The 21,842-nt window shown below is 66.2% G+C and carries 21 protein-coding genes and 1 tRNA gene; 10 read left to right on the top strand and 12 right to left on the bottom strand.

All coding sequences use genetic code 11. From position 1 onward, the window contains the following. Positions 1 to 125: 125 nt before the first annotated feature. The 3 genes from mscL to C0R07_RS03405 all read right to left on the bottom strand — a co-directional run bounded on the left by mscL (position 126) and on the right by C0R07_RS03405 (position 1,689). Positions 126 to 539, bottom strand: a complete 414-nt coding sequence (gene mscL, locus C0R07_RS03415) for a large-conductance mechanosensitive channel protein MscL (protein ID WP_019183921.1) — start codon at positions 537 to 539, stop codon at positions 126 to 128. A gap of 58 nt (positions 540 to 597) precedes the next feature. Further along, positions 598 to 1,305: a fumarylacetoacetate hydrolase family protein gene (locus C0R07_RS03410; RefSeq protein WP_019183922.1), complete on the bottom strand. Its 708-nt coding sequence runs from the start codon at positions 1,303 to 1,305 to the stop codon at positions 598 to 600. A gap of 108 nt (positions 1,306 to 1,413) precedes the next feature. Further along, on the bottom strand, positions 1,414 to 1,689 hold the full coding sequence (locus C0R07_RS03405; RefSeq protein WP_019183923.1) for a hypothetical protein: 276 nt from the start codon (positions 1,687 to 1,689) through the stop codon (positions 1,414 to 1,416). 180 nt (positions 1,690 to 1,869) lie between these two features. On the opposite strand from C0R07_RS03405, the gene C0R07_RS03400 reads away from it, so the two are divergent. Then, the gene (locus C0R07_RS03400; protein ID WP_102788267.1) at positions 1,870 to 2,217 is read left to right on the top strand and encodes a Rieske (2Fe-2S) protein; all 348 of its coding nucleotides are present in this window, start codon (positions 1,870 to 1,872) and stop codon (positions 2,215 to 2,217) included. A 196-nt stretch (positions 2,218 to 2,413) separates the two neighbouring features. Here C0R07_RS03400 and C0R07_RS03395 read toward each other — a convergent pair whose 3' ends face one another. The 4 genes from C0R07_RS03395 to thiS are packed head-to-tail and all read right to left on the bottom strand — an operon-like array spanning position 2,414 to position 6,053. Beyond that, on the bottom strand, positions 2,414 to 4,261 hold the full coding sequence (locus C0R07_RS03395) for an SLC13 family permease (RefSeq protein WP_102788177.1): 1,848 nt from the start codon (positions 4,259 to 4,261) through the stop codon (positions 2,414 to 2,416). A 24-nt stretch (positions 4,262 to 4,285) separates the two neighbouring features. Continuing rightward, a complete protein-coding gene (trmB, locus tag C0R07_RS03390; RefSeq protein WP_070471213.1) occupies positions 4,286 to 5,020 on the bottom strand; it encodes a tRNA (guanosine(46)-N7)-methyltransferase TrmB in 735 nt (244 codons plus the stop codon). Then, positions 5,020 to 5,814 (bottom strand): thiazole synthase, encoded by a 795-nt coding sequence (locus tag C0R07_RS03385; protein ID WP_019183927.1) that lies wholly within the window; start codon positions 5,812 to 5,814, stop codon positions 5,020 to 5,022. Before C0R07_RS03385 ends, trmB begins: the two co-directional genes overlap by 1 nt. A gap of 38 nt (positions 5,815 to 5,852) precedes the next feature. Further along, positions 5,853 to 6,053: a sulfur carrier protein ThiS gene (gene thiS, locus C0R07_RS03380; RefSeq protein ID WP_102788176.1), complete on the bottom strand. Its 201-nt coding sequence runs from the start codon at positions 6,051 to 6,053 to the stop codon at positions 5,853 to 5,855. A gap of 206 nt (positions 6,054 to 6,259) precedes the next feature. On the opposite strand from thiS, the gene C0R07_RS03375 reads away from it, so the two are divergent. The 7 genes from C0R07_RS03375 to C0R07_RS03345 all read left to right on the top strand — a co-directional run bounded on the left by C0R07_RS03375 (position 6,260) and on the right by C0R07_RS03345 (position 12,911). Beyond that, positions 6,260 to 8,089: an autotransporter outer membrane beta-barrel domain-containing protein gene (locus tag C0R07_RS03375; RefSeq protein ID WP_102788175.1), complete on the top strand. Its 1,830-nt coding sequence runs from the start codon at positions 6,260 to 6,262 to the stop codon at positions 8,087 to 8,089. A gap of 124 nt (positions 8,090 to 8,213) precedes the next feature. Beyond that, positions 8,214 to 8,287, top strand: a tRNA-Gly gene (locus C0R07_RS03370). Positions 8,288 to 8,578: 291 nt separating this feature from the next. Then, positions 8,579 to 8,974 carry a YybH family protein gene (locus C0R07_RS03365; protein ID WP_070471221.1) on the top strand — a complete coding sequence of 132 codons (396 nt, stop codon included), beginning with the start codon at positions 8,579 to 8,581 and terminating at the stop codon, positions 8,972 to 8,974. A gap of 146 nt (positions 8,975 to 9,120) precedes the next feature. Then, complete coding sequence (gene rimK, locus C0R07_RS03360) at positions 9,121 to 10,014, top strand: 30S ribosomal protein S6--L-glutamate ligase (protein ID WP_019183931.1); 894 nt, start codon at positions 9,121 to 9,123, stop codon at positions 10,012 to 10,014. Positions 10,015 to 10,264: 250 nt separating this feature from the next. Then, positions 10,265 to 10,753, top strand: coding sequence for a hypothetical protein (locus tag C0R07_RS03355; RefSeq protein WP_254427764.1), 489 nt, complete (start codon positions 10,265 to 10,267; stop codon positions 10,751 to 10,753). A gap of 153 nt (positions 10,754 to 10,906) precedes the next feature. Next, entirely contained in the window at positions 10,907 to 11,584 is a 678-nt protein-coding gene (locus C0R07_RS03350) for a response regulator transcription factor (RefSeq protein ID WP_019183933.1), read from the top strand. Beyond that, the gene (locus tag C0R07_RS03345) at positions 11,547 to 12,911 is read left to right on the top strand and encodes a sensor histidine kinase (RefSeq protein ID WP_102788174.1); all 1,365 of its coding nucleotides are present in this window, start codon (positions 11,547 to 11,549) and stop codon (positions 12,909 to 12,911) included. Before C0R07_RS03350 ends, C0R07_RS03345 begins: the two co-directional genes overlap by 38 nt. Before the next feature lie 81 nt (positions 12,912 to 12,992). On the opposite strand, the gene coaE is transcribed toward C0R07_RS03345, so the two are convergent. From coaE to C0R07_RS03330, 3 genes are read right to left on the bottom strand one after another with little or no spacing between them, the layout of a single operon-like run. Beyond that, positions 12,993 to 13,604 carry a dephospho-CoA kinase gene (gene coaE / locus C0R07_RS03340; RefSeq protein ID WP_070425793.1) on the bottom strand — a complete coding sequence of 204 codons (612 nt, stop codon included), beginning with the start codon at positions 13,602 to 13,604 and terminating at the stop codon, positions 12,993 to 12,995. Positions 13,605 to 13,614: 10 nt separating this feature from the next. Further along, a complete protein-coding gene (locus C0R07_RS03335) occupies positions 13,615 to 14,478 on the bottom strand; it encodes a prepilin peptidase (protein WP_102788173.1) in 864 nt (287 codons plus the stop codon). Positions 14,479 to 14,485: 7 nt separating this feature from the next. Beyond that, the gene (locus C0R07_RS03330; RefSeq protein ID WP_102788266.1) at positions 14,486 to 15,745 is read right to left on the bottom strand and encodes a type II secretion system F family protein; all 1,260 of its coding nucleotides are present in this window, start codon (positions 15,743 to 15,745) and stop codon (positions 14,486 to 14,488) included. Between the two features lie 359 nt (positions 15,746 to 16,104). On the opposite strand from C0R07_RS03330, the gene C0R07_RS03325 reads away from it, so the two are divergent. Together C0R07_RS03325 and pilB are read left to right on the top strand one after the other, a co-directional pair. Then, positions 16,105 to 16,488 carry a pilin gene (locus C0R07_RS03325; RefSeq protein ID WP_102788172.1) on the top strand — a complete coding sequence of 128 codons (384 nt, stop codon included), beginning with the start codon at positions 16,105 to 16,107 and terminating at the stop codon, positions 16,486 to 16,488. 144 nt (positions 16,489 to 16,632) lie between these two features. Continuing rightward, positions 16,633 to 18,369 carry a type IV-A pilus assembly ATPase PilB gene (gene pilB / locus C0R07_RS03320; protein WP_102788171.1) on the top strand — a complete coding sequence of 579 codons (1,737 nt, stop codon included), beginning with the start codon at positions 16,633 to 16,635 and terminating at the stop codon, positions 18,367 to 18,369. A 92-nt stretch (positions 18,370 to 18,461) separates the two neighbouring features. On the opposite strand, the gene C0R07_RS03315 is transcribed toward pilB, so the two are convergent. Both C0R07_RS03315 and C0R07_RS03310 read right to left on the bottom strand, forming a co-directional pair. Further along, positions 18,462 to 19,847, bottom strand: a complete 1,386-nt coding sequence (locus C0R07_RS03315; protein ID WP_019183940.1) for a sigma-54-dependent transcriptional regulator — start codon at positions 19,845 to 19,847, stop codon at positions 18,462 to 18,464. Positions 19,848 to 19,917: 70 nt separating this feature from the next. Next, complete coding sequence (locus C0R07_RS03310; RefSeq protein ID WP_070425791.1) at positions 19,918 to 21,531, bottom strand: sensor histidine kinase; 1,614 nt, start codon at positions 21,529 to 21,531, stop codon at positions 19,918 to 19,920. Positions 21,532 to 21,842 lie beyond the last annotated feature (311 nt).

The following is a 21,842-nucleotide window of genomic DNA, read 5'->3' as shown; positions in this document are numbered from 1 at the left end:
GTCCGAGCTTACCAGTCTGTCCGGCGCGTACATGGGCGGGAGGTCATGCTCCGGCGAATGCTGTTTTCCAAACGCGAAAACCCCGCCGGAGCGGGGTTTTCAGGCCGGCACTACCGGGGGGGGTCTTACTGCTTGAGGTTGTCGCGGATCTCGCGCAGCAGCAGCACTTCTTCGCTCGGTGCCGCCGGGGCGGCCGGCTCGGCCTGCTTCTTGCGGGCCAGGCGGTTGATGAACTTCACGACCATGAAGATCGCAAAGGCCACGATCACGAACTGCACCACGGTATTGAGGAAGTCGCCGTAGCCGATCACCACCGCCGGGATCTCCTTGCCATCGGGCGCAATGCGCGCCGGGGCCAGGGTCCACGCCAGTTCGGAGAAGTCCACGCGGCCGATCACCCAGCCCAGCGGCGGCATGATGATCTTGTCCACCAGCGCGGTGACGATCTTGCCGAACGCCGCACCGATGACCACACCGACCGCCAGGTCGATGACGTTGCCACGCATGGCGAATTCTTTGAACTCAGTCAGTACACCCATCGGGCTCTCCTGTCGTAGTGGGGGAATCAAATGACGCCGCAGCGTAACGCAGCCATTGTCATCCGGCGATGATGCCGTGGCGCTCGGCCACGTTTTCCAGACGTGCGCTGAAACGGTCGCCGGGCTTCAACGCGGCCACGCCCGAAGGCGTCCCCATGAAGACCAGATCGCCCGCGCGCAGCGCCCACAGCTTGGAGAGCTCGTGCAGGATTTCCGGCACGTTCCAGATCATCTGGTCCAGCAGCGACTGCTGGCGCACTTCGCCATTGATCTCCAGCGAGAGGTTGAGCGCGGCCAGATCGCCGACTTCGCCGGCCGGCACCAGCTCGCTCACCGGGGCGGACTGATCGAAGCCCTTGGCCGGGTCCCACGGGTGGCCCTTGGCTTTGGCCTGCGCCTGCAGATCGCGGCGGGTCAGGTCCAGGCCGACGCCGTAACCGAACACCAGCGCTTCGGCCTGGTCGACCGGCAGTTCACCGGCAGGCGCGTCCTTGCCGATCGCCACCACCAGCTCCACTTCGTGGTGCAGGTCCTGGGTGGCGAGCGGGTAGGGGATCACATCGTCATGCCCGACCACGATCGCATCGGCCGGCTTGCTGAAGAACATCGGGCGGCCGCGATCATCGGCGGCGGGCACGGCCGCGCCCATTTCGCGCGCGTGATCGGCGAAGTTGCGGCCCACACAGTAGATCCGGCGCACCGGGAAAGTACCGCCGCCGGCGACCGGAATGCGGGGCTGCTCGGGCGTGGGGATTACATCGGTCATGCGCGCGTCCTGTGGAGAGGTTTCGCCGCAGTCTAGAGCGTTTTCCTGCTCCCACAAACAGAAACGGCCGCGCAGGGCGCGGCCGTCATCAGGAGGGAAGCGCGTCGATCAACGCGACATCGGCAAGGCCTGCTTGCGGACCACGCGGTATTCACCGTCCACGACCTGCGACGGAGCGGTGCGCGCATTCTTGCGCTGGGCGAGCAGCTTCCATGCCAGGCCGGCGATGATCATCGCCGCGCCCACGAATACACCAACGAACACCAGCGCGGCCAGGATCGCCAGGCCCAACAGACCGACCGCGACGCGCACCAGCGGGTGGCGCGGCTTGCGCGGCGCGAACAGGGTGCGGAACTGGTTGAACTGGAAGATGCGGCTGTACATGGCACTCTTTTTTGGCTGAGGTCAGCAGTGGATGAGTATCCGTGCTGGCCTTTGTGACTGAGTGAAAAAAGCGTTAAACGTACCCCGCACACATTGCAAATCAATGACTTGTATTCATCCGGGAGCCAGTGACATGAGCGCGTGAGACACTACGGTTTCCGTTGCCTGCTGCTGGATGCCATGTCCCCGCCCGAGACCACCGCCACCGCCCTGATCACCCTGCAGGCCATTGCCGACGGGGGTTTTGCCGAGGTCGACGCCAGCATCGAGGGCGACAGCGAATCGGTGGTGCTGTACCGCCAGGGCGACCAGGTGCGCGCGTGGCTGAACATCTGCCCGCACGCCGGCCGCCGGCTGGACTGGGCCCCGGGTCAGTTCCTGAAAAGCAGGGAAGGCCACCTCGTTTGCGCGGCACACGGGGCCTCGTTCTCCCTGGACAACGGCGACTGCGTGGCCGGACCGTGCCGCGGTGATCGCCTGCGCGCGGTGCCCGTGCAGGTGCGCGATGGGCAGGTCTGGTTGGGATGACGATGAACGGCCGGCCACTCATTATCTGACGGCCGGCCACCCACCATCTGGTAGTGCCGGCCGCTGGCCGGCTGCGCTTGATGGCCAAGCTACGTGGAGCCGGCCAGCGGCCGGCACTACCCGGTGCATTGCGGGAGCCGGCCAGCGGCCGGCACTACCCGGTGCATTGCGAGAGCCGGCCAGCGGCCGGCACTCCCTAGAACATCAGGTTGATCATCAGCACCACCACCACCGTATAGATCAACGACAGCGGGGCGCCGACGCGCCACAGCTCGCGCGGGGTGTAATTGGCCGGGCCGGTGATCATCGAAATCACCGGGTTGGAGGCCGTCATCAGATTGTTGGAGGCCGACAACGCCACGATCAGCGCGAACGCGGTCGGGCTGCCCCCGGCCGCCAGCGCCAGGTTCACCGCGATGGGCACCATCACGATCGTCGCGCCCACATGGCTGATCACCAGCGAGAACATCGTGGTCAACAACGCCAGCGCGATCTCCAGCACCCAGACCGGGATGCCGGTCGGCAGGCGGTCGATGGTGTGGCCGGCGATCCACGCCGCCGCGCCACTGCTGTCCATCGCCCAGCCGAGCGGAATCAGCCCGGCCATCATGAACACCGTCTTCCAGTTGATCGAGGCATAGGCCTCATCCATGCGCAGCACGCCGGTCAGCAGCATGCCGGCCACGCCGGTCATCAGGGTCAGCGCCACCGGCAGCTTGGAGGTCAGCGCGATCAGGATGGTGATGGCGAAAATGCTCATCGCGATCTTGAACTTGTGCGGGCGCTGCTCGCCCTTGGGGTAGTCGGTGACCACCACGAAGTCGCGGCTCTTGGCCGCCTGCGCCAGGTCGGTCCAGATGCTGTGGAAGACCAGCATGTCACCGGCGCGCAGCGCCACGTTGCGCACGTCCTCGCGGATCACCTGCTTGTCGCGGTTGATCGCCAGCAGACTGATGCCGCGCTGCTTGCGCAGGCGCAGGTCCGAGGCGCTCTTGCCGATCACATCGGAGGTCGGCGGCACCACCGCTTCGGAAATGCCGGCGCGGCTCGGGTTGAACAGATCGCCCAGGTGCTTGAGCCGCGAGGACATCCGCAGGAACTGGTTCTGCGCGAAATCGCTGACCTGCTGGCGCGCGCCCATCACGCCGAGCACGCTGCCCACCCAGATGCGCATCTCCGCCGGCGGCGCCAGGCGGGTGTCGTTGCCGGTCTTGAGTGCCAGCAGCAGCGGCGCGTCGTGCACGTTCTCCGCTTCGCCCAGGGTCATGCCGACCAGCGGGCTTTCGGCAGTGACCACCAGCTCGAACACATCGCCTTCGATGCCGTAGGTCTTGGCGAAGTAGCTTTCCGTGCGCGACGGGGTGACGCCATCGTTGGCCAGCGTCTCTTCCTCGACCAGCTTGCGGTCGCCGAAGTAGCGGAAGTACAGCAGCGAGGCGATCAGCAGCGCCACGCCGATCGGCCGCGGCGCGAACATGCGCAGCGGTTCGATGGTGGCCAGGCCGGAGGGCAGGTTGTTGTTGGCCGAGGCCAGCAGGTCGTTGAGCAGGATCAGCGGCGAGTTGCCGACCATGGTCAGTGCGCCGCCCATCACGATGGCCGCGGCGATCGGCAGCAGCAGGCGCTGCAGGGTCAGCCCGGTGCGCGCGGCCAGGCGCGAGGCGACCGGCAGGTACAGCGCCATCACCGAGGGGTTCTGCATGAACGAGGAGTTCAAGCCGGCGATCGCGGTGGTCATCATCAGCAGGCGCGTCTCCACGCCATGCCCGCGCCGCAGCAGCCACGCCGCCAACCGGTTCAACGCCCCGGTGCGGTCCAGGCCCGCGCCGAGGATGGTGGTGGCGATGATGCTCATCACCGCGTTACCGGAGAAGCCCCCGAAGATTTCTTCCGGGGCGATCAGGCCGGTGACGCCGAGCACCACCAGCACCACCAGCGCCACCACATCGGCGCGGATGCGCTCGAACAGGAACATCGCCATCGTGAAGCCGACCAGCCCCAGGACGAGCTTCATGTCGGTAGTCAGCGTCAGCGCGGTATCCATGGGGTGGCGCGGTTCCTAGTCGGATCAGGTGCGGTCGTACAACAGGTCCCACACACCATGGCCGAGCTTCTGGCCACGGGTTTCGAAATGGGTCTGCGGGCGCCATTCCGGCCGCTCCACCTGCCCACGCGGGCCGGCCCGGTTGGTCAGCCCGGCGGTGGCGTCGAGCACCTCCCACATCTGCTCGGCATAGTCTTCCCAATCCGTGGCGCAGTGCAGGCGGCCACCGATGCGCAGCTTGCGTACCAGCAGCGCGGCAAAGCCGGGCTGGATCAGGCGGCGCTTGTTGTGGCGCTTCTTGTGCCACGGGTCCGGGAAATAGATGCGCACTTCATCCAGCGCGCCATCGGCGATTTCCTTTTCCAGTACTTCCACGGCATCGTGGTGGTACAGGCGCACGTGGTCGGCGTTGTCGTCGGCCAGCGCGTTGAGCAGGCGGCCGACGCCGGGCGCGTGGACCTCCAGGCCGATGTAATCGCGACTCGGGTCCTGCTGGGCGGCGAAACGCAGCGCCGCGCCGTTGCCGAAACCGATCTCCAGTACCTTGTGCGCATCGCGCCCGAAGGTGGCATCCAGATCGCGCGGCTCACCGGTGAAGTCCAGCCCGAAACGCGGCCAGCGGTCGTCGAACGCACGCTGCTGGGCGGGGGTGAAGCGGCCCTGGCGCAGCACGAAACTGCGGACCTCGCGGCGGCCTTCGGTGATGGTGAAGGGCTTGGGCGGTGCCTTGGCACCGGCGCTGTCGAAAGGATTGGTCATCAGCCGATCAACCCGTCGATCGGCGAGGACGCACTGGCGTAGCGCTTGCGCGGAATGCGGCCGGCCAGGAAAGCCTCGCGGCCGGCTTCCACGGCCTTGCGCATCGCGCTGGCCATCAGCACCGGGTTGCGTGCACCGGCGATGGCGGTGTTCATCAGCACGCCATCGCAGCCCAGCTCCATTGCGATCGCCGCATCGGAGGCCGTGCCCACGCCGGCATCGACGATGATCGGCACCTTGGCGTCTTCGATGATCTGCAGCAGGTTGTACTTGTTCTGGATGCCCAGGCCCGAGCCGATCGGCGCGGCCAGCGGCATCACCGCGGCGCAGCCGATCTCTTCCAGGCGCTTGGCCAGGATCGGATCATCGGAGGTATAGACCATCACCTCGAAGCCATCCTTGACCAGCTGCTCGGCCGCCTTGAGGGTCTGCACCACATCCGGGTACAGGCTCTTCTGGTCGCCCAGCACTTCCAGCTTGGTCAGGTTGTGGCCGTCCAGCAGCTCGCGGGCCAGCCGGCAGGTGCGCACGGCGTCCTCGGCGGTGTAGCAGCCGGCGGTGTTGGGCAGGATGGTGTAACGGTCCGGCGGCAGCACGTCGAGCAGGTTCGGCTCGCCCGGGTTCTGCCCGATGTTGGTGCGGCGGATCGCCACGGTGACGATCCGGGCGCCAGCGGCCTCGGTGGCCAGGCGGGTTTCTTCCAGATCCTTGAACTTGCCGGTGCCGGTGAGCAGGCGGGAAGCATAGGTCTTGCCGGCGATCACCAGCGAATCAGTGGGGACAGGTGCGTTCATGCCCCGAATTATCGCCTATCGCGCGTCACGATGCTGCCTCAACCACCGCCCAGCGCATGCACGATCTCCACCACGTCGCCATCGCGCAGGGAGTGGCTGGCGTGCTGGCTGCGGGTGACGATCTCGCCATTGACTTCGACCGCGACGCGGCGCTCCAGCAGGTCCTCGCTGCGCAGCAGGTCGTGGACAGTGGCAGTGTGCGGAAGCTGGCGGTTCTCGCCGTTGAGCTGGATGTTCATGACGCTATTGTCCTTCAATCACCCGTCAGTGCGTACCCTGTGCGCCGCGCGTCAACAGTGCCGCGAGCGCCAGGCCAACGATGGCCGGGCGGCGGGGCTGGGGCGTTCATGCGGCAGCGCAGCGTGATGCGGGCCGGGTGCAGTGGAAACATGGCACCGTGCGCCGGCGTACGTCCCGCCGTCTTCCCCACCTGCAAGGAGTTTCCATGTTGCTCAGCAAACGCCCGATCCGTTCCCTCATGGCCGTGGCCATTGCCCTGGCGGCAGCGCCGGCCATGGCGCAGTCGCCGTATACCAAGACCGTCTTCATCGGCGACAGCCTGACCGATGCCGGCTACTTCCGTCCGCTGCTGCCCGCCTCGGTGCAGCCGGTGACCGGCCAGTTCACCACCAACCCGGGCTGGACCTGGGCCCAGCACGTGGCCAACTACTACGGCACCAACGGTGCGGCCCACGGCAACGGCCAGAACGGTGACAACTACGCCATCGGCGGCGCCCGCGTCGGCGTGGACACCAGCCAGGTGCTGGCTGCCGGTACCCCGGCCATCCCGGTGTACTCGCTCAAGACCCAGACCGCGCAGTACCTGGCGGCCAACGGCGGCAAGGCCGATCCGAACGCGCTGTACACCGTGTGGGGCGGCGCGAATGATCTGTTCGCGATCCAGGCCGGCGCGCCGCTGGTCTCCACGCTGACCAATGCGGTGCGCGACCAGGTCGGCATCGTCGGCACCCTGAAGGGCGCTGGCGCCGAATACATCGTGGTGCCGACCATTCCGGACGTCGGCCTGACCCCGGGCGCCCGTGCCGGTGGCCCGGCCGGCATGGCTGCCGGCACCGCGCTGGCCAAGGCGTACAACGACGCCCTGTTCGGTGGCCTGAAAGCCGCCGGCCTGCAGGTGATTCCGGTGGATACCTTCCACATCCTGCAGGAAATCGTCGCCAACCCGGGCCAGTACGGCTTCGTCAACGTGACCAGCCCGGCCTGCACCACGGCCTCCTCGCTGACCTGCAACCCGACCAGCTACGTCACCCCGGACGCCGCCAACAGCTACGTGTTTGCCGATGGTGTGCACCCGACCACCGCCACCCACGAGATGCTGGGCCAGTACACCCTGTCGATCCTGGAAGCCCCGCGCAACCAGCAGATCCTGACCCACTCGGCGCAGACCATCGGCCGCTCGCGCGCTGACCAGGTCAGCTGGCACGTGGATGGCCGTCCGGCCGACGGCCTGAGCTGGTGGGGCAACCTGCGCGGTGACATGCAGCGCTACGCCCACGCCGATCTGTACGACGGCATGGCCCCGGCCGGCCTGTTCGGTGTGGATTGGGCGCGTGACGGCATGGTTGTCGGCGGCTTCGCCGGCTATGGCCGCATGGACGCCGATTTCGGCAACAACAAGGGTGACTTCACCCAGTCCGACACCACGCTGGGCCTGTTCGCCGGCTGGTACGGCGACCGCGCCTGGGTCAACGGCCAGCTCAGCTACAGCTGGCTGGATTACGACGTGACCCGCAAGCTGCAGCTCGGCCCGGCCACGCGTATCCACAAGGGCTCGCCGGAAGGCAGCAACCTGACCGCCGCGTTGAACGCCGGCTACGAGTTCGGCACCGAGGGCGGCTTCCGCCACGGTCCGGTCGCCGCGGTGATCTGGCAGAAGGTCAAGCTGGACGGCTACACCGAGTCCAACCCGAGCGCCTCGGCGCTGGGCTATGGCGACCAGGACACGGATTCCACCGTCGGCCGCGTCGGCTGGCAGGCCCGCTTCGACGGCGGCAACGTCAAGCCGTATGTGCAGGTCACCTACGACCATGAGTTCGAAGACACCAAGCAGGCCAGCGCCTGGCTGCAGTCCATGCCGGACGTGGGCATGTACAAGGTGCCGGGCCTGGAGTTCGACAAGAACTACGCCACCGCCGTGCTGGGCGCGCGCCTGAACCTGTGGGGCCTGAGCAGCAACATCGGCATGAGCACCACCACGATGCAGAAGCGTGCACGTGATGTGTCGCTGTTCGCCAGCTTCGGCGGCAGCTTCTGATCCAACGTGCGCAGTGCCCGTTCGCGGGCGCCGCGCACGGCGCCGGAAAACGTGAAACAACGGGCGGCCCAGTGCCGCCCGTTGCGTTTGAGGGCCCCGCCCGAATAGACTTACGCCGCGCCTTGCGGGTGTAGCTCAATGGTAGAGCTGTAGCTTCCCAAGCTACTGACGAGGGTTCGATTCCCTTCACCCGCTCCATATCCTCCAGTGCTTATGGGGTTTCAGGCCGCTCCGCACCCTCCGATCCCCTCCGCAATTTTCGTGCTCAGGTCAGGCCTGTGTCTCGATCCGGCCTTCAGCTGGAGCTTGCTGGCGGGTTTGCCAGTTTTCGACGCCAGTGATACGGTCACTGCATGCCACTTGTACGCGCCCGCACGTTGATTATTGCCACCCTCCATAAGGGTGGGTAGAGCGCGTCTTGTTTCAGACAACGCAACCCGCCGCGAGGCGGGTTTTGTTTTTCCGCCGCGGCCATTTTTGGAGTCAAGAATGTCCGATCATCCCCTGAAGACCCTTATCGAAGCCGCAGACCGATCCATATCGGCGAAGGACTTCGATGGCCTGATGCGGTTCTACACAGATGACGCCACCCTGGTGGTGAAGCCGGGCATGTACGCCAGGGGCAAGGACCAGATCAAAAGCGCATTCGAGGCAATCTCTTCTTACTTCGACGGCACACTGAAGGTCCGCCAAGGCAAGATGGAAGTGATTGAGGGCGGAGAAACGGCGCTGGTTGTCATGGAAACCTGGCTGGATACCACCGATGAAGAGGGCGCTCCGATCTCGACGGTTCGCCGGGCCACCTACGTGTTTCGTCGGGAACCGGACGGCAACTGGCTTTGCGCTGTAGACAACTCGTACGGCACTGCTCTGCTTGATAGTTGAAGACGGCGCCCCGGTCTCGCGGCGTGCACCCAGCCCATTAACAGCGGGAAAGTGCCGGATGCGGGCAGCTGGATCGCGAGCGCGGTCCGTCATCGCGGCCTACACGCCACGCGCTATGCTTCGCGCTTTCCACCCCCTGCGCCGCGATGAAACTCGCCATCCTGTCCCGCAACAGCAAGCTGTACTCCACGCGTCGCCTGGTGGAGGCCGCCCGTGCGCGGGGCCATACCGTGCGCATCCTCGATCCGTTGCGCTGTTACATGCGCATCGCCGCGGATGGCTTCACCATGCATTACAAGGGCCGGCCGATCACCGGGGTGGACGCGGTGATCCCGCGCATCGGAGCCTCGGTCACCCGCTACGGGACGGCCGTGCTGCGCCAGTTCGAGATGATGGGCGCCCGCACGCCCAACCCCTCCGATGCGATCCTGCGTGCCCGCGACAAGCTGCGCGCACACCAGATCCTGGCCTCCAAGGGCATTGACATGCCGGTCACGGTGTTCGGCGACAACCCGGACGACACCGTCGATCTGCTCTCGATGCTCGGCCCGCCGCCGCACGTGGTGAAGCTCAACGAGGGCACCCAGGGCCGCGGCGTGATCCTGACCGAGAAGGCCAGCGCCTCGCGCGGAATCGTGGAGGCGCTGCGCGGGCTCTACGCCAACTTCCTGATGCAGGAGTTCATCGGCGAGGCGCAGGGCGCCGACCTGCGCTGCCTGGTGGTGGGTGATCAGGTGGTCGGGGCGATGCAACGGCAGGCGCCGGAGGGAGACTTCCGCTCCAACCTGCATGCCGGCGGCAGCGCCCGCGCCGCCAAGGCCAGCCGGGCCGAGCAGCTGGTGGCGGTGCGCTCGGCCAAGGCGCTCGGGCTGGGCGTGGCTGGCGTGGATCTGATCCGCTCCAGCCGCGGCCCGCTGGTGCTGGAGGTCAACTCCACCCCCGGCCTGGAGGGGATCGAGGCGATCTGCCAGGCCGACCTGGCCGGGCGCATCATCGACCACGTTGCTTCGTTGAAAAAACCTTCAAATACAAAGGGTTGATCGGGTATTTCAATGCCGCTTGAGGTCTTAACATCGGTTTAATCGACCCCGGCGTAGGCTCTGTCGGACCGCAGCTCTGCCCTCCTCAGCAGGATCGGTAATCGGGAAACACCTTCAGGCCCGGCCAGCTTCGTCTGTCCGGGCCTTTTTCTGCCCGCGCAGGGCCTGCGGCCCCTGCCATGAGTAACTTGTCGGGCCAAGTGCATCCTCGTAGAGTTGGTGTTCATTCATGTGGATAAGGAAGTCGCAGATGTCACAGATGCATCGAATCATCGCTGTCGCGCTGCTCGGCTGTCTTTCGCTGGGTGCCCATGCCAAGCCGCCGGCGAACCCCGATGAGGCCGCGATGGCGCTTGCCGACGATGCGCCGGTTGCCGAGCAGCTGGCCAAGGTCGAGCGCGCGCTGCACAGCGAGGATTACAGTGAGCTGAGCGTGGCCGACAAGAGCCGCGTCCAGGCCGCTCTGGACCGTATCCGCACCAGGATGGCGGGCCGTGAGCGATTCGATCAGCTCACCCCGCCGCAGAAAGTAGAGGTCTTCAACGACCAGGAAGTGGTCAATACCTTGATGACCAACGCCAAGGAAGACAGTCGCATGGTCTGCCGCAGCGAGCGTCCGATCGGCAGCAACCGCCCCCAGCGCACCTGCATGACGGTGGCCCAGCGCCGCCAGGCGACGGAAGACGCCCGGCAGATGAAGCGTGAGCTTCGGATTTCCGAACCCAAAGATGACAGGTGATCACCGCTGTGTTTTGACGCTGCGCCAGCATTCGACGGTGTCTAATGTTAAGAATCGACGCTGTATCGTCAGCGTGAGGTCGCGCAGTCCCGTTCCCATTGCTGCCCTGCGGCTCCGTTCTTTCCGTTGAACCCCCACGAATCAGAGGTCCCAGTGCGAATTCTCGTCATCGAAGACAACAGCGACATTGCCGCCAACCTCGGCGATTACCTCGAAGACCGCGGTCACACCGTCGACTTCGCCGCCGATGGCGTCACCGGCCTGCACCTGGCGGTCGTCCATGAGTTCGACGCGATCGTGCTGGACCTCAACCTGCCCGGCATGGATGGGATCGAGGTCTGTCGCAAGCTCCGCAACGAGGCGCGCAAGCAGACCCCGGTGCTGATGCTGACAGCCCGCGATTCGCTGGACAACAAGCTGGCCGGCTTCGACTCCGGCGCCGACGACTACCTGATCAAGCCGTTCGCGCTGCAGGAAGTCGAGGTGCGTCTTAACGCCCTGTCGCGTCGCGGCAAGGGCGTGCAGACCCGCGTGCTGGAAACCGGCGATCTGGAATACAACCTGGACACGCTGGAAGTGCGCCGCCAGGGCAAGCTGCTGCAGCTCAACCCGACCGCGCTGAAGATCCTGCAGGCGCTGATGGAGGCCTCCCCGGCCGTCGTCACCCGCCAGGAACTGGAAACCCGCGTCTGGGGCGAAGAGCTGCCGGATTCGGATTCCCTGCGCGTGCACATCCACGGCCTGCGCGCCGTGGTCGACAAGCCCTTCGAAGTCCCGATGATCCAGACCCGCCATGGCATCGGATACCGCATCGCCGCGCCGGAAGCCTGATCCGGTGACGGGGAAGGGGGAGCGTCGCCGCGCGCCATACCGGCGGCGGCTGCGCAGCCGCATCATCGTCTCGTTCGTGCTGTTGGGCTTCTGCCTGACCACGCTGTTTGCGTTTGCCACCAACTGGGCGCGGGCCCGGGTGGAGAACCAGCTCGTCGAAGACGTGATGAACCGCAACATCGATGAGTTCGCGCGCCGGTTCTACGAGAGCCCGGGGCGCAATCCCGCCGTCCCCGTGCAGCAGATCCGTGCTTTCGCCTATCCCAGCGACAAGTTCGACCGCGTACGCGAAGAGCGTCCGGAGTGGGCGGCGTTTGCCACAGGCAACTACAAGCTCAGCGGCGTGGACGAGCACAACGAACCGTTCTCCTACAAGCTGGCCGTCCGCAAAGCGCCGGATGCATGGTTCTTCCTCGCCTATGACATGACCGAGAGCATCCGCGGCGAGGAGCAGCTCAAGCGCGCGCTGTTCTTCTCCGTGCTGGTGTTCAGCGCCCTGTCCCTGGTGCTGGGCTGGTGGTCCGCCTCCAAGGTGATGAAGCCGGTCTCCGATCTGGCCGCCCGCCTGCGTGCGTATCGCGGTGGCACCAGTGAGCCCGAACCGCTGGCACCGCGCTTCCCGGACGATGAGGTGGGCCAGCTGGCCCAAGCGCTGGATGACTACTCCTCGCGGCTGACCGAAGTAGTGCAGCGCGACCGCGAGTTCAACGCCGACGTCAGCCATGAGCTGCGCACGCCGTTGGCCGTGATCCGCGGTGCTACGGAGCTGCTGCTGACCCGCCCGGATCTCGATCCCAAGGTGTTGCAGCGCCTGCAGCGCATCCAGCGCGCCGAGCAGCAATGTACCGATCTGATTGGCGCGCTGCTGCTGCTCTCGCGCAACGAGCGCGGGCAGGGCAGCAGCAATGTCGCCCGGGTCTCCGAGCAGCTGCTGGATTCGCACCGTGCCCAGCTCGGCGGCAAGCCGCTCGAACTGATCCTGGAAGGCAACCACGACCTGGTGATCGATGCACCGGAATCGGCGCTCTCGGTCGCGTTGGGCAACCTGATCGGCAATGCCGTGAAGTACTCCAAGGAAGGCGCGGTGCGCGTGCGGGTGGGCAACAACGCGGTCGAGGTGATCGACAGCGGCCCCGGCCTGAGCGAAGAAGATGCCGCCAAACTGTTCCAGCGTGGCTACCGCGGCACGCATGCGGGTCATTCGCAGGGTGGGGGTATCGGCCTGTCCATCGTCAGCCGCCTGTGCGATCTCTACGGCTGGCAGGTCAACGTGCGACCAGGCGCCGGGCGCGGCGTCATCGCCACGCTGACCTTCTCCCCCGCCTGAAACGGTAGAGCCGACCGTTGGTCGGCTCCTGCCACCGACGTTGGTCGGCTCCTCTCACCGAGTTGGTAGGCTCCCCCAGTTCTACCGCGCCGCCAACTCCCGATAGGCCCGATCCAGCCGCTCCACATGCGCCTGCAGGTGGTCCGGGTGCCCATCATTGACCACCACGTCGTCGGCCAACGCCAAGCGCGCCTCGCGGCTGGCCTGGGCGGCAATCATCCGATCGGCCAGCGCGGCATCGATGCCATCGCGCTGCATCAGCCGCGCGTGCTGCACGGCTACCGGCACGTCCACCACCAGGATGCGGTCCAGCCAGGGGTACTGCTGGCGGCCGCCGGCCTCGGTGAGCAGGGGAATGGCGGCAATCGCGTACGGTCCCTCGGCCTGCTCGCAGGTCTCGCGCAGCAGCTGGCGGATCGCCGGGTGGGTGATCGCCTCCAGCGCCTGGCGCGCCTGCGCGGAATCGAAGATGCGGGCCCGCAGCGCGGCACGGTCCAGCTGGCCGTCGGCCTGCAGGATGGTGTCTCCGAAGTGGGCGGCGATCCGCGCCAACCCCTCGCTGCCCGGCGCCACCACCGCGCGTGCGGCCAGGTCGGCGTCGGCCACGGTGATGCCCAGCGCCTCGAAGCGGCGGCTGACCTCGCTCTTGCCGGCGGCAATGCCGCCGGTCAGCCCGATCACGAAGCGGCTCATCGCGCGGCCCTCAACGCAGGCCGGCGTAGCTCAGGTAGCCGTTGATCAACGGCTCGCCCCACATGAAGACGATCCAGCCGGCAATGGCCAGGTAGGGCCCGAAGGGGATCGGCGTGGCCCGGTCGCGGCCGCGCGAGTACAGCCAGATCGAGCCGACGATGGCGCCCACGATGGACGACAGCAGGATGATCGGCAGGATGCCCTTGAGCCCACACCAGGCGCCCAGCGCGGCCAGCAGCTTGAAATCGCCGTGGCCCATGCCTTCCTTGCCGGTGATCTGCTTGAACAGCCACCACACCGACCACAGCGACAGATAGCCCGCCAGCGCACCCAGCAGGGCAGGTTTGGCCGGCATATAGAGATTGTCGCTGGCCGCGATCAGGCCCAGCCACATCAGGGGCAGGGTCAATTGATCCGGTAACAGCTGGGTGCGCAGGTCGATACCCGACAGCGCCACCAGGAAGCAGCTCAGCACGATCGCGCCGAAGCCCTGCCAGCCGAACCCGAACTGCCAGACGCTGGCGGCGACCAGCACGGCGGTCAGCAGCTCCACCAGCGGGTACTGGATCGAGATCGGGGCATGGCAATGCCGGCACTTGCCGCGCAGGGCCAGCCAGCTGAACAGCGGGATGTTCTCGTACCAGGACAGCTTGTGCTTGCAGTGCGGGCAGTGCGAGGGCTCCACCACGATGCCCGGTGGTGGCGGCTCGTAGATGTCCGGCTCTTCCAGCACTTCGCGCGCATCGCGCTTCCACTCCCACTCCAGCCGCTTGGGCAGGCGCAGGATGACGACGTTGAGGAAGCTGCCAAGGAGCAGCCCCAGCCCGACCGCGGCGGGGTAGCCGAGGCCGGGATGCTGGTCGAGAAATGCCATTTATTGATTATCCAACCACGGAGGCGAGTTTGAAGATGGGCAGGTACATGCCGACCACCATACCGCCGACGACCACACCGATGAAGACCATGATCATCGGTTCGAGCAGGCTGCTCAAGGCATCGACCGCATTGTTGACCTCCTGCTCGAAGTACTCGGCCACCTTGAACAGCATCGTGTCCAGCGCGCCGGCCTCTTCGCCGATGGCGGTCATCTGCACCACCATGTGCGGGAAGATGTTGACCTGCTTCATGGCCATGTTGACCGGGTAGCCGACCGAGACATCGTCACGCATGCGCAGCACGGCCTCCTCGTAGATCTTGTTGCCGGTGGCGCCGGCCACGATGCCCAGCGCCTCCACCAGCGGCACGCCGGCCTTGAAGGTCACCGCCGTGGTCCGGGCGAACCGGGCGATCGAGCTGTTGTGCATGATCTGGCCGATCACCGGCACCTTCAGGATGAAGCGGTCCATGCCGTGCTGCATGGAGGGCGATCGCCTGTAGGCGAAGATGAAGCCAAGCACCGCGCTGATGACGATGAAGAGAATCAACCACCACCAAGCCACCATGAAGCGCGACGCCGCCACGATCAGCTGGGTGAAAGCGGGCAGGTCCGCGCCGAAGCTCTTGAACACGTCTTCGAACTGCGGCACCACGAAGATCAGCAGGACCGCGCTGACGATCAGCGCTACTGCGATGACCATGGTCGGGTAGAACAGGGCCTTCTTGATCTTGCCCTTCAGGGCCTCGATGTTCTCTTTGTAGTTGGCCACCGTGTCGAGCACGGTTTCCAGCACACCGGCGCCTTCGCCGGCCCGGACCAGGTTGCGGTAGAGCTCGTCGAACTGTACCGGGTGCTTGCTGATCGCCTCGTACAGCGAGGAGCCGCCTTCGATATCGGTGCGGATGCTCTCCACCATCTTGCGCATGCGCGGGTTCTTGTGCCCGGTGCCGATGATCTCCAGCGAGCTGACGATCGGCACGCCGGACTTCATCATGATCGCCATCTGGCGGCTGAAGAAGGCGATGTCCTTGGTGCTGATCGCACTGCCGGCCGCCCCGAACAGGGGCTTGGGCTTGGGCTTGACCACGTTGGGCGTGATGCCCTGGCGGCGCAGCTCGGCGCGCAGCAGGTTGGCATTCTTGGCCGGCGTCTCACCTTTCATCTTGACGCCGCGTTTGTCGGTCCCCACCCAGACAAACGGTTGCAGCTCCATGGTGTTGCGGACCACGGGCTCTTTCTTGATCGCACTACGGCTGACAGACATTTTCTGGCTCCCCAGCCACGCCATCCCCAGGCGGGCTATCTCGCGGCATGGTAGCCGGTTCCGTTGGCGCTGGGCAGCCCTTCGGGGTGCCCGAAGCGATGGGCTGGCCGGACCGGCTGGGTCAGAAGGTGACGCGCCCCGTCACATTGTCGGGTCCGTCGCAATTTGTTGCGCGGGGGGTTCCAATCCCGAAGATTGCTGCCATCATTGCGCCGGGGAATGCTGGGGAGCATTGCCGGCCCAGTTGGCATGCAACCTGCTTCGATCCACCCGCACAGGGCGCCCGCCCCGCTCAACCGGCTTGCCGGCACGGCGACGGCCCAGTGCCTACACCTTATCTATCTCTAGGGGATGTACACATGAAGAACCAGAAGGGCTTTACGCTGATCGAACTGATGATCGTCGTGGCGATCATCGCGATCCTGGCTGCCATCGCGCTGCCGCAGTACCGTAACTACACCGCGCGCGCCAAGATTACCCAGGCTATCGGGTCGGTTGCTGGGGAAAAGATCAAGGTTGCAGAGAACCATAGCTCTGAGCGCGGTCTGTGCGCTGACGTGGCGACGAGTGCACTTTGTACTGAAACGGGCGGCCTGACTGGCAAGTCCAAAGATGGCACTGCAACCGTCACCTTGGTCCCAACGATCCCGACCAACGGTGTTGACGAAATTACTTGGGCTTGTACGGTGACCGCATCTAGCGTCGAAGCTTATAAGACCAAGGCATGTGACAAGCTGAACTAAGGCCTATGCGCCGCTCAATGCGGCGGGGTTCTTAGAACGGATAGTTGATGCCCGCGATTAGTCGCGGGCATCTTCTTTTCCGGAGCTGTACACAGCCGTCTAGCCGGTTGCTAACCTAGCACCGCCAATTTGATAGGCCTTGCCATGAACACTGTCGCAGCCGCCGCCACCGCCAACCTCGTCGGCATCACCGGCATTGCCCGCCGCCTGGTCCAGGACGGCGCGCTGGACGAGGCCGCCGCCCGCACCGCCATGGCCGACGCCACCGCCGCCCGGCAGCCGCTGCCGCAGTGGTTCGCGGAGAAGAAGCTCGTCACCGCCGCGCAGCTGGCTGCCGCCAATGCGCTGGAGTTCGGCATGCCCCTGCTGGACGTGACCGCGTTCGACAGCAGCCACAACGCCATGAAGCTGGTGAGCGAGGAGTTGCTGCGCAAGCACCACGTGCTGCCGCTGTTCAAGCGCGGTGGCAGGTTGTTCGTGGGCACCAGCAACCCGACCCATTCGCTGGATGAGATCAAGTTCCACACCAACCTGGTGGTCGAGCCGATCCTGGTGGACGAGGAACAGATCCGCCGCACGCTGGAGCAGTGGCAGACCACCCAGGACACCCTGGGCTCGGCGCTGGGCGGCGGCGACGATGACATGGGCGACCTGGATGTCTCGGCCGGCGACGAAGAAGGCGGTACCACCGATGCGGGGATCGACGCCAAGGGCGATGACACCCCGGTCGTCAAATTCATCAACAAGGTCCTGATCGACGCCATCCGCAAGGGCGCCTCGGATATCCATTTCGAACCCTACGAAGACGACTATCGCGTGCGCCTGCGCATCGATGGTCTGCTCAAGAACGTGGCCAAGGCCCCGGTCAAGCTCAACCAGCGCATCGCCGCGCGCCTGAAGGTGATGGCGCAGCTGGATATCGCCGAGAAGCGCGTGCCGCAGGATGGGCGCATCAAGCTCAACCTCTCCAAGACCCGCCAGATCGACTTTCGCGTCAGTACGTTGCCGACCCTGTTCGGCGAGAAGGTGGTGCTGCGTATCCTCGATGGCAGCGCTGCCAAACTGGGCATCGACAAGCTCGGGTATGAGCCGGCGCAGCAGAAGCTGTTCCTGGATGCGATCCACAAGCCCTACGGCATGGTGCTGGTCACCGGCCCGACCGGCTCGGGCAAGACCGTTTCGCTGTATACCGCGCTGGGCATCCTCAACGATGAGACCCGCAACATTTCCACCGCCGAAGATCCGGTGGAAATCCGCCTGCCCGGCGTCAACCAGGTGCAGCAGAACGTCAAGCGCGGCATGACGTTCGCCGCGGCGCTGCGCTCGTTCCTGCGCCAGGATCCGGACATCATCATGGTCGGCGAAATCCGCGACCTGGAAACGGCCGAGATTGCGATCAAGGCTGCGCAGACGGGCCACATGGTGCTCTCCACGCTGCATACCAACGATGCCCCGCAGACCATCGCGCGCCTGATGAACATGGGCATCGCGCCGTACAACATCACCAGCTCGGTGACCCTGGTGATCGCCCAGCGCCTGGCGCGCCGGCTGTGCAACCACTGCAAGCGCCCGGTGGAGCTGCCGGCCAACGCGCTGCTGGCCGAAGGCTTCACCCAGGCCCAGCTGGACGCGGGCATCAAGCTGTTCGAGCCGGTCGGCTGCGATGAGTGCACCGAAGGCTACAAGGGCCGTACCGGTATCTACCAGGTGATGCCGATGACCGACGAGATCTCCACGATCGTGCTGGCCGGTGGCAATGCGCTGCAGATCGCCGAGGCCGCGCAGCAGGCCGGGGTGAACGATCTGCGCCAGTCCGCGTTGGCCAAGGCCGCCGCCGGGGTGACGGGTCTGGCGGAGATCAACCGGGTCACCAAGGATTGATCAGCGCGGTTGGCTGATACGGAAAGGCCCGCGCAAGCGGGCCTTTCTGGTTCTGGGCTGGTGGATGCTGGGTCGCCACCCATGGGGTGGCGCTACTCCATGCCGAGCTTTTTCAGCTTGTAGCGCAGCGCGCGGAAGGTGATGCCCAGCTGGGCTGCGGTACGGGTCTTGTTCCAGCGGTTTTCTTCCAGCGCCTTCTGGATCGCGGTGCGCTCCATCTGTTCGATATAGGAGGGCAGGGCGCCGTTGCCGGCCGGCAGGTCGACCACGGCTTCTTCCTGGGTGGCGGGCGCGTTGCCGGCCCCGAAGCGCGGCGCGTGCTGGGGCAGGCGCAGGTCGCTGGCACCGATGCGGTCTTCCTCGGCAAGCGCCAGGGCACGCTCGAGGATGTTCTCCAGCTCGCGCACGTTGCCGGGGAAGTGGTACTGGGCCAGGGCGTCCAGCGCCGAGGGCGCCAGCAGCGGGGTCGGGCGGCCGTGGGTGCGGGCCAGCCGGGCCAGGATCGAGGCGGCGAGTGCGGGCAGGTCGCTGCGGCGTTCGCGCAGTGGCGGCACGCGCAGTTCGATCACGTTGATGCGGTAGTACAGGTCGTGGCGGAAGCGCCCATCTTCGACCAGCTCGCCCAGATCCTTGTGCGTGGCCGAGAGGATGCGCACGTCCACCGGCACCTCGGTGGCGGCGCCGACCGGACGGATCGATTTCTCCTGGATCGCGCGCAGCAGCTTGACCTGCATCTGCAGCGGCAGTTCGGCCACTTCATCCAGGAACAGGGTGCCGCCATGCGCCGCCTGGAACAGGCCGGGTTTGTCGGCATGCGCGCCGCTGAAGCTGCCTTTCTTGTGGCCGAAGAATTCGCTCTCCATCAGTTCCGACGGAATGGCGCCGCAGTTGACTGGCACGAAGGCGCCGGGCGCGCGGGCGCTCTGCGCGTGGATCGTGCGTGCGACCAGTTCCTTGCCGACGCCGGATTCGCCAAGGATGTAGACCGGCGCCTGGCTGCGCGCGACCTTGCCGATGGTGGCGCGCAGCACATCCATCGAAGGTGAGTCGCCGAGCAGGCGTGCGGCCTGTTCCGGCGCGAGCGGTGCGGGGGCGGGGCGCTCGGTGTTGTTGAGTTCCAGCGCGTGCTTGACCAGGCCGCGCAGCACCGAGATGTCGACCGGCTTGCTGACGAAATCGAAGGCGCCGGCCTTCAGGGCTTCCACCGCCAGGTCCATGCTGCCGAAGGCGGTGATCATCGCCACCGGCGTGCGCGGGTAGTGCTGCGCGATCTCGGTGACCAGCTCGATGCCGTTGCCGTCGGGCAGGCGCATGTCGGTGATGCACAGGTCGTACGGGTTGCTGGCCAGCAGTTCACGGGCTTCGGCGAGGTTGGCCGCGGTGCTGATGCGCAGGCCCATGCGGCCCAGGGTCAGTACCAGCAGTTCGCGGATGTCACGCTCGTCATCGACGACGAGGGCGCTGCGGGTGTCATTCATAAGGAAGGAAGATAGCCGAGGGCGGTCATTGGCGACAAATGTTTGACGGAGGCGACCGGGTATGCGCCGCTCATCCGGCCATCATCGTGTGCGGGCCGGCCAGCACGAGCCGGAAACAGGCGCCACCGGCAGGCACCGAGACGTACTCCAGCCGTGCCTGGTTGGCGCGGCACAGCTCGCGGGCGATATACAGGCCCAGCCCGGTGCCGTGCTCGGAGGTGGTGAAGAAGGGACGGAACAACTGGCTGGCGACCGTCTCGGGAATGCCCGGGCCACGGTCCATCACATCGATGATGGCGGTGCGCTCCTGGCGCGCCACGCGCAGCCGCACGCGGGCCGGCTCATCGGCCACGCGGCCGTATTTGAGCGCGTTGTGGACCAGCACGGTGAGGATCTGGTGCAGGTGGCGCGGGTCGACCAGCGCGTGCACCGAGGTCTCGCTGATGATCGGTTCCACGCTGTCGGTTTCCAGCGACAGGCCCTGCTTGTACTCCAGTACGAAGCGGCGCACGAACGCGGCCAGGTCCACGTTCTCCGGGTTGGCGCGTTCGCGCCGCGCCAGCCCGAGCACACTTTCGACGATGCCGTTGGTGCGCTGGCATTGCTGGTTGATGATCTGCAGCAGGCGGCGGTCGGTGTCGCCGATATCGGTGGATTCCTCCAGCAGCTGCGCGGCGTAGTTGATCGCCGCCAGCGGGTTGCGGATCTCATGGGCCAGGCTGGCCGAGAAGCGTCCCATCGCCGAGAGGGTCAAGGACTCGGCACGCCGCGAGACCACGGTCGAGTCATCCAGGAACACCAAGGTGAGGTCGCTGCCGGCCAGCAGGCGGGCGAAGCGTGGCTGCACTTCGGGTTGGTCCGGCGAGAGCTGCAGGGGCATCTCTTCATTGGTCCAGCCATTGCGCCAGCGCAGCAGCCGGCGGCTCAGCTCGGGCGCGGCACTGCCCAGTTCCAGCCGGCCGCTGCCACTGTTGCCGTCGGCATCGCCAAGCAGGGTGGAGGCCGCTTCGTTGGCCAGCGTGATGCGGTTGGCCCCGTCCACCACGATCACGCCGGTGCGCATGCGGCGGATGATCAGTTCGTTGATCTGGAACAGGTTGGCCACTTCATCGCCGCGCTGGTTGGCCAGTTGCTGGTTCATGCGGGCGCGGTTGCCGACCTGGTAACTGATGAAGGCGATGGCCAGGTAGCTGGTGACGAACATGGCCAGTTCGGCCAGCGTGCGGGTCGGGTCGCCGCCTTCGATCTGTTTCCAGAGATACTCGCCGGCGGTGGCGGCACTGGCGGCCGCGGCCAAGCCCAGCCCCATGCTCAATGGGAGCAGCGTCGCGGCGGCGGCGATATTGAACAGCAACGACATCGAGATGCCCGCGCTGGCCCCGGGCAGGGCATGGGCGAGCAGGGTGGCGGCGATGATGTCGGCGGCCACGCTCCACACCACGATGGTGCGCAGCCAGCGCTCGTTGCGGCCGAACAGCAGCACCAGCACCGCCACCGCCAGATAGCCGCTGGCCACGAACGTGGCCAGCCGGGGGTGGTCGGCGGTTCCCACCAGGCCGCTCAGCGGGCTGAACAGCAGCGCGCCGATGACGGTGGCCATCAGCAGGCGGTACAGCGCGAAGAAATACAGCTCGCGCCGCGGTATCGATTCGATGCGGTCGATCAATGAAGCACTGGGTGACACGCCGGAACTCCCCTTCTGGCATGGGGGCAGTGTAGGGGGTCCGGCCGGGTTTGGGGGCCGGTGGCCGGGGCGGGGTGTGTGAAGGCCGGACCGCGTGCGGGTGCCTGCAGGCTGCGCGGGCGTGCCGCGGGCGACCCGGGTGGCTGTTTCCGGCACCTGCCGCAACTGTCTGAAATTGCGCCGGAAACGGTGCCTGGCCGGTGTCTTGCCACTGACTTCTTTGCGCCTGCGCGCCGGGTCGTCCACAATAGTGGGCCCGCCGCGGTCCTTACCGGCGCCCCCGTGAGGGAGCCTTGGAGATGCGTGCGGTC

This window comes from Stenotrophomonas bentonitica (assembly GCF_002887735.1).
Classification (GTDB): domain Bacteria; phylum Pseudomonadota; class Gammaproteobacteria; order Xanthomonadales; family Xanthomonadaceae; genus Stenotrophomonas; species Stenotrophomonas bentonitica_A.
This window is presented reverse-complemented; position numbering and strand designations above follow the sequence as displayed.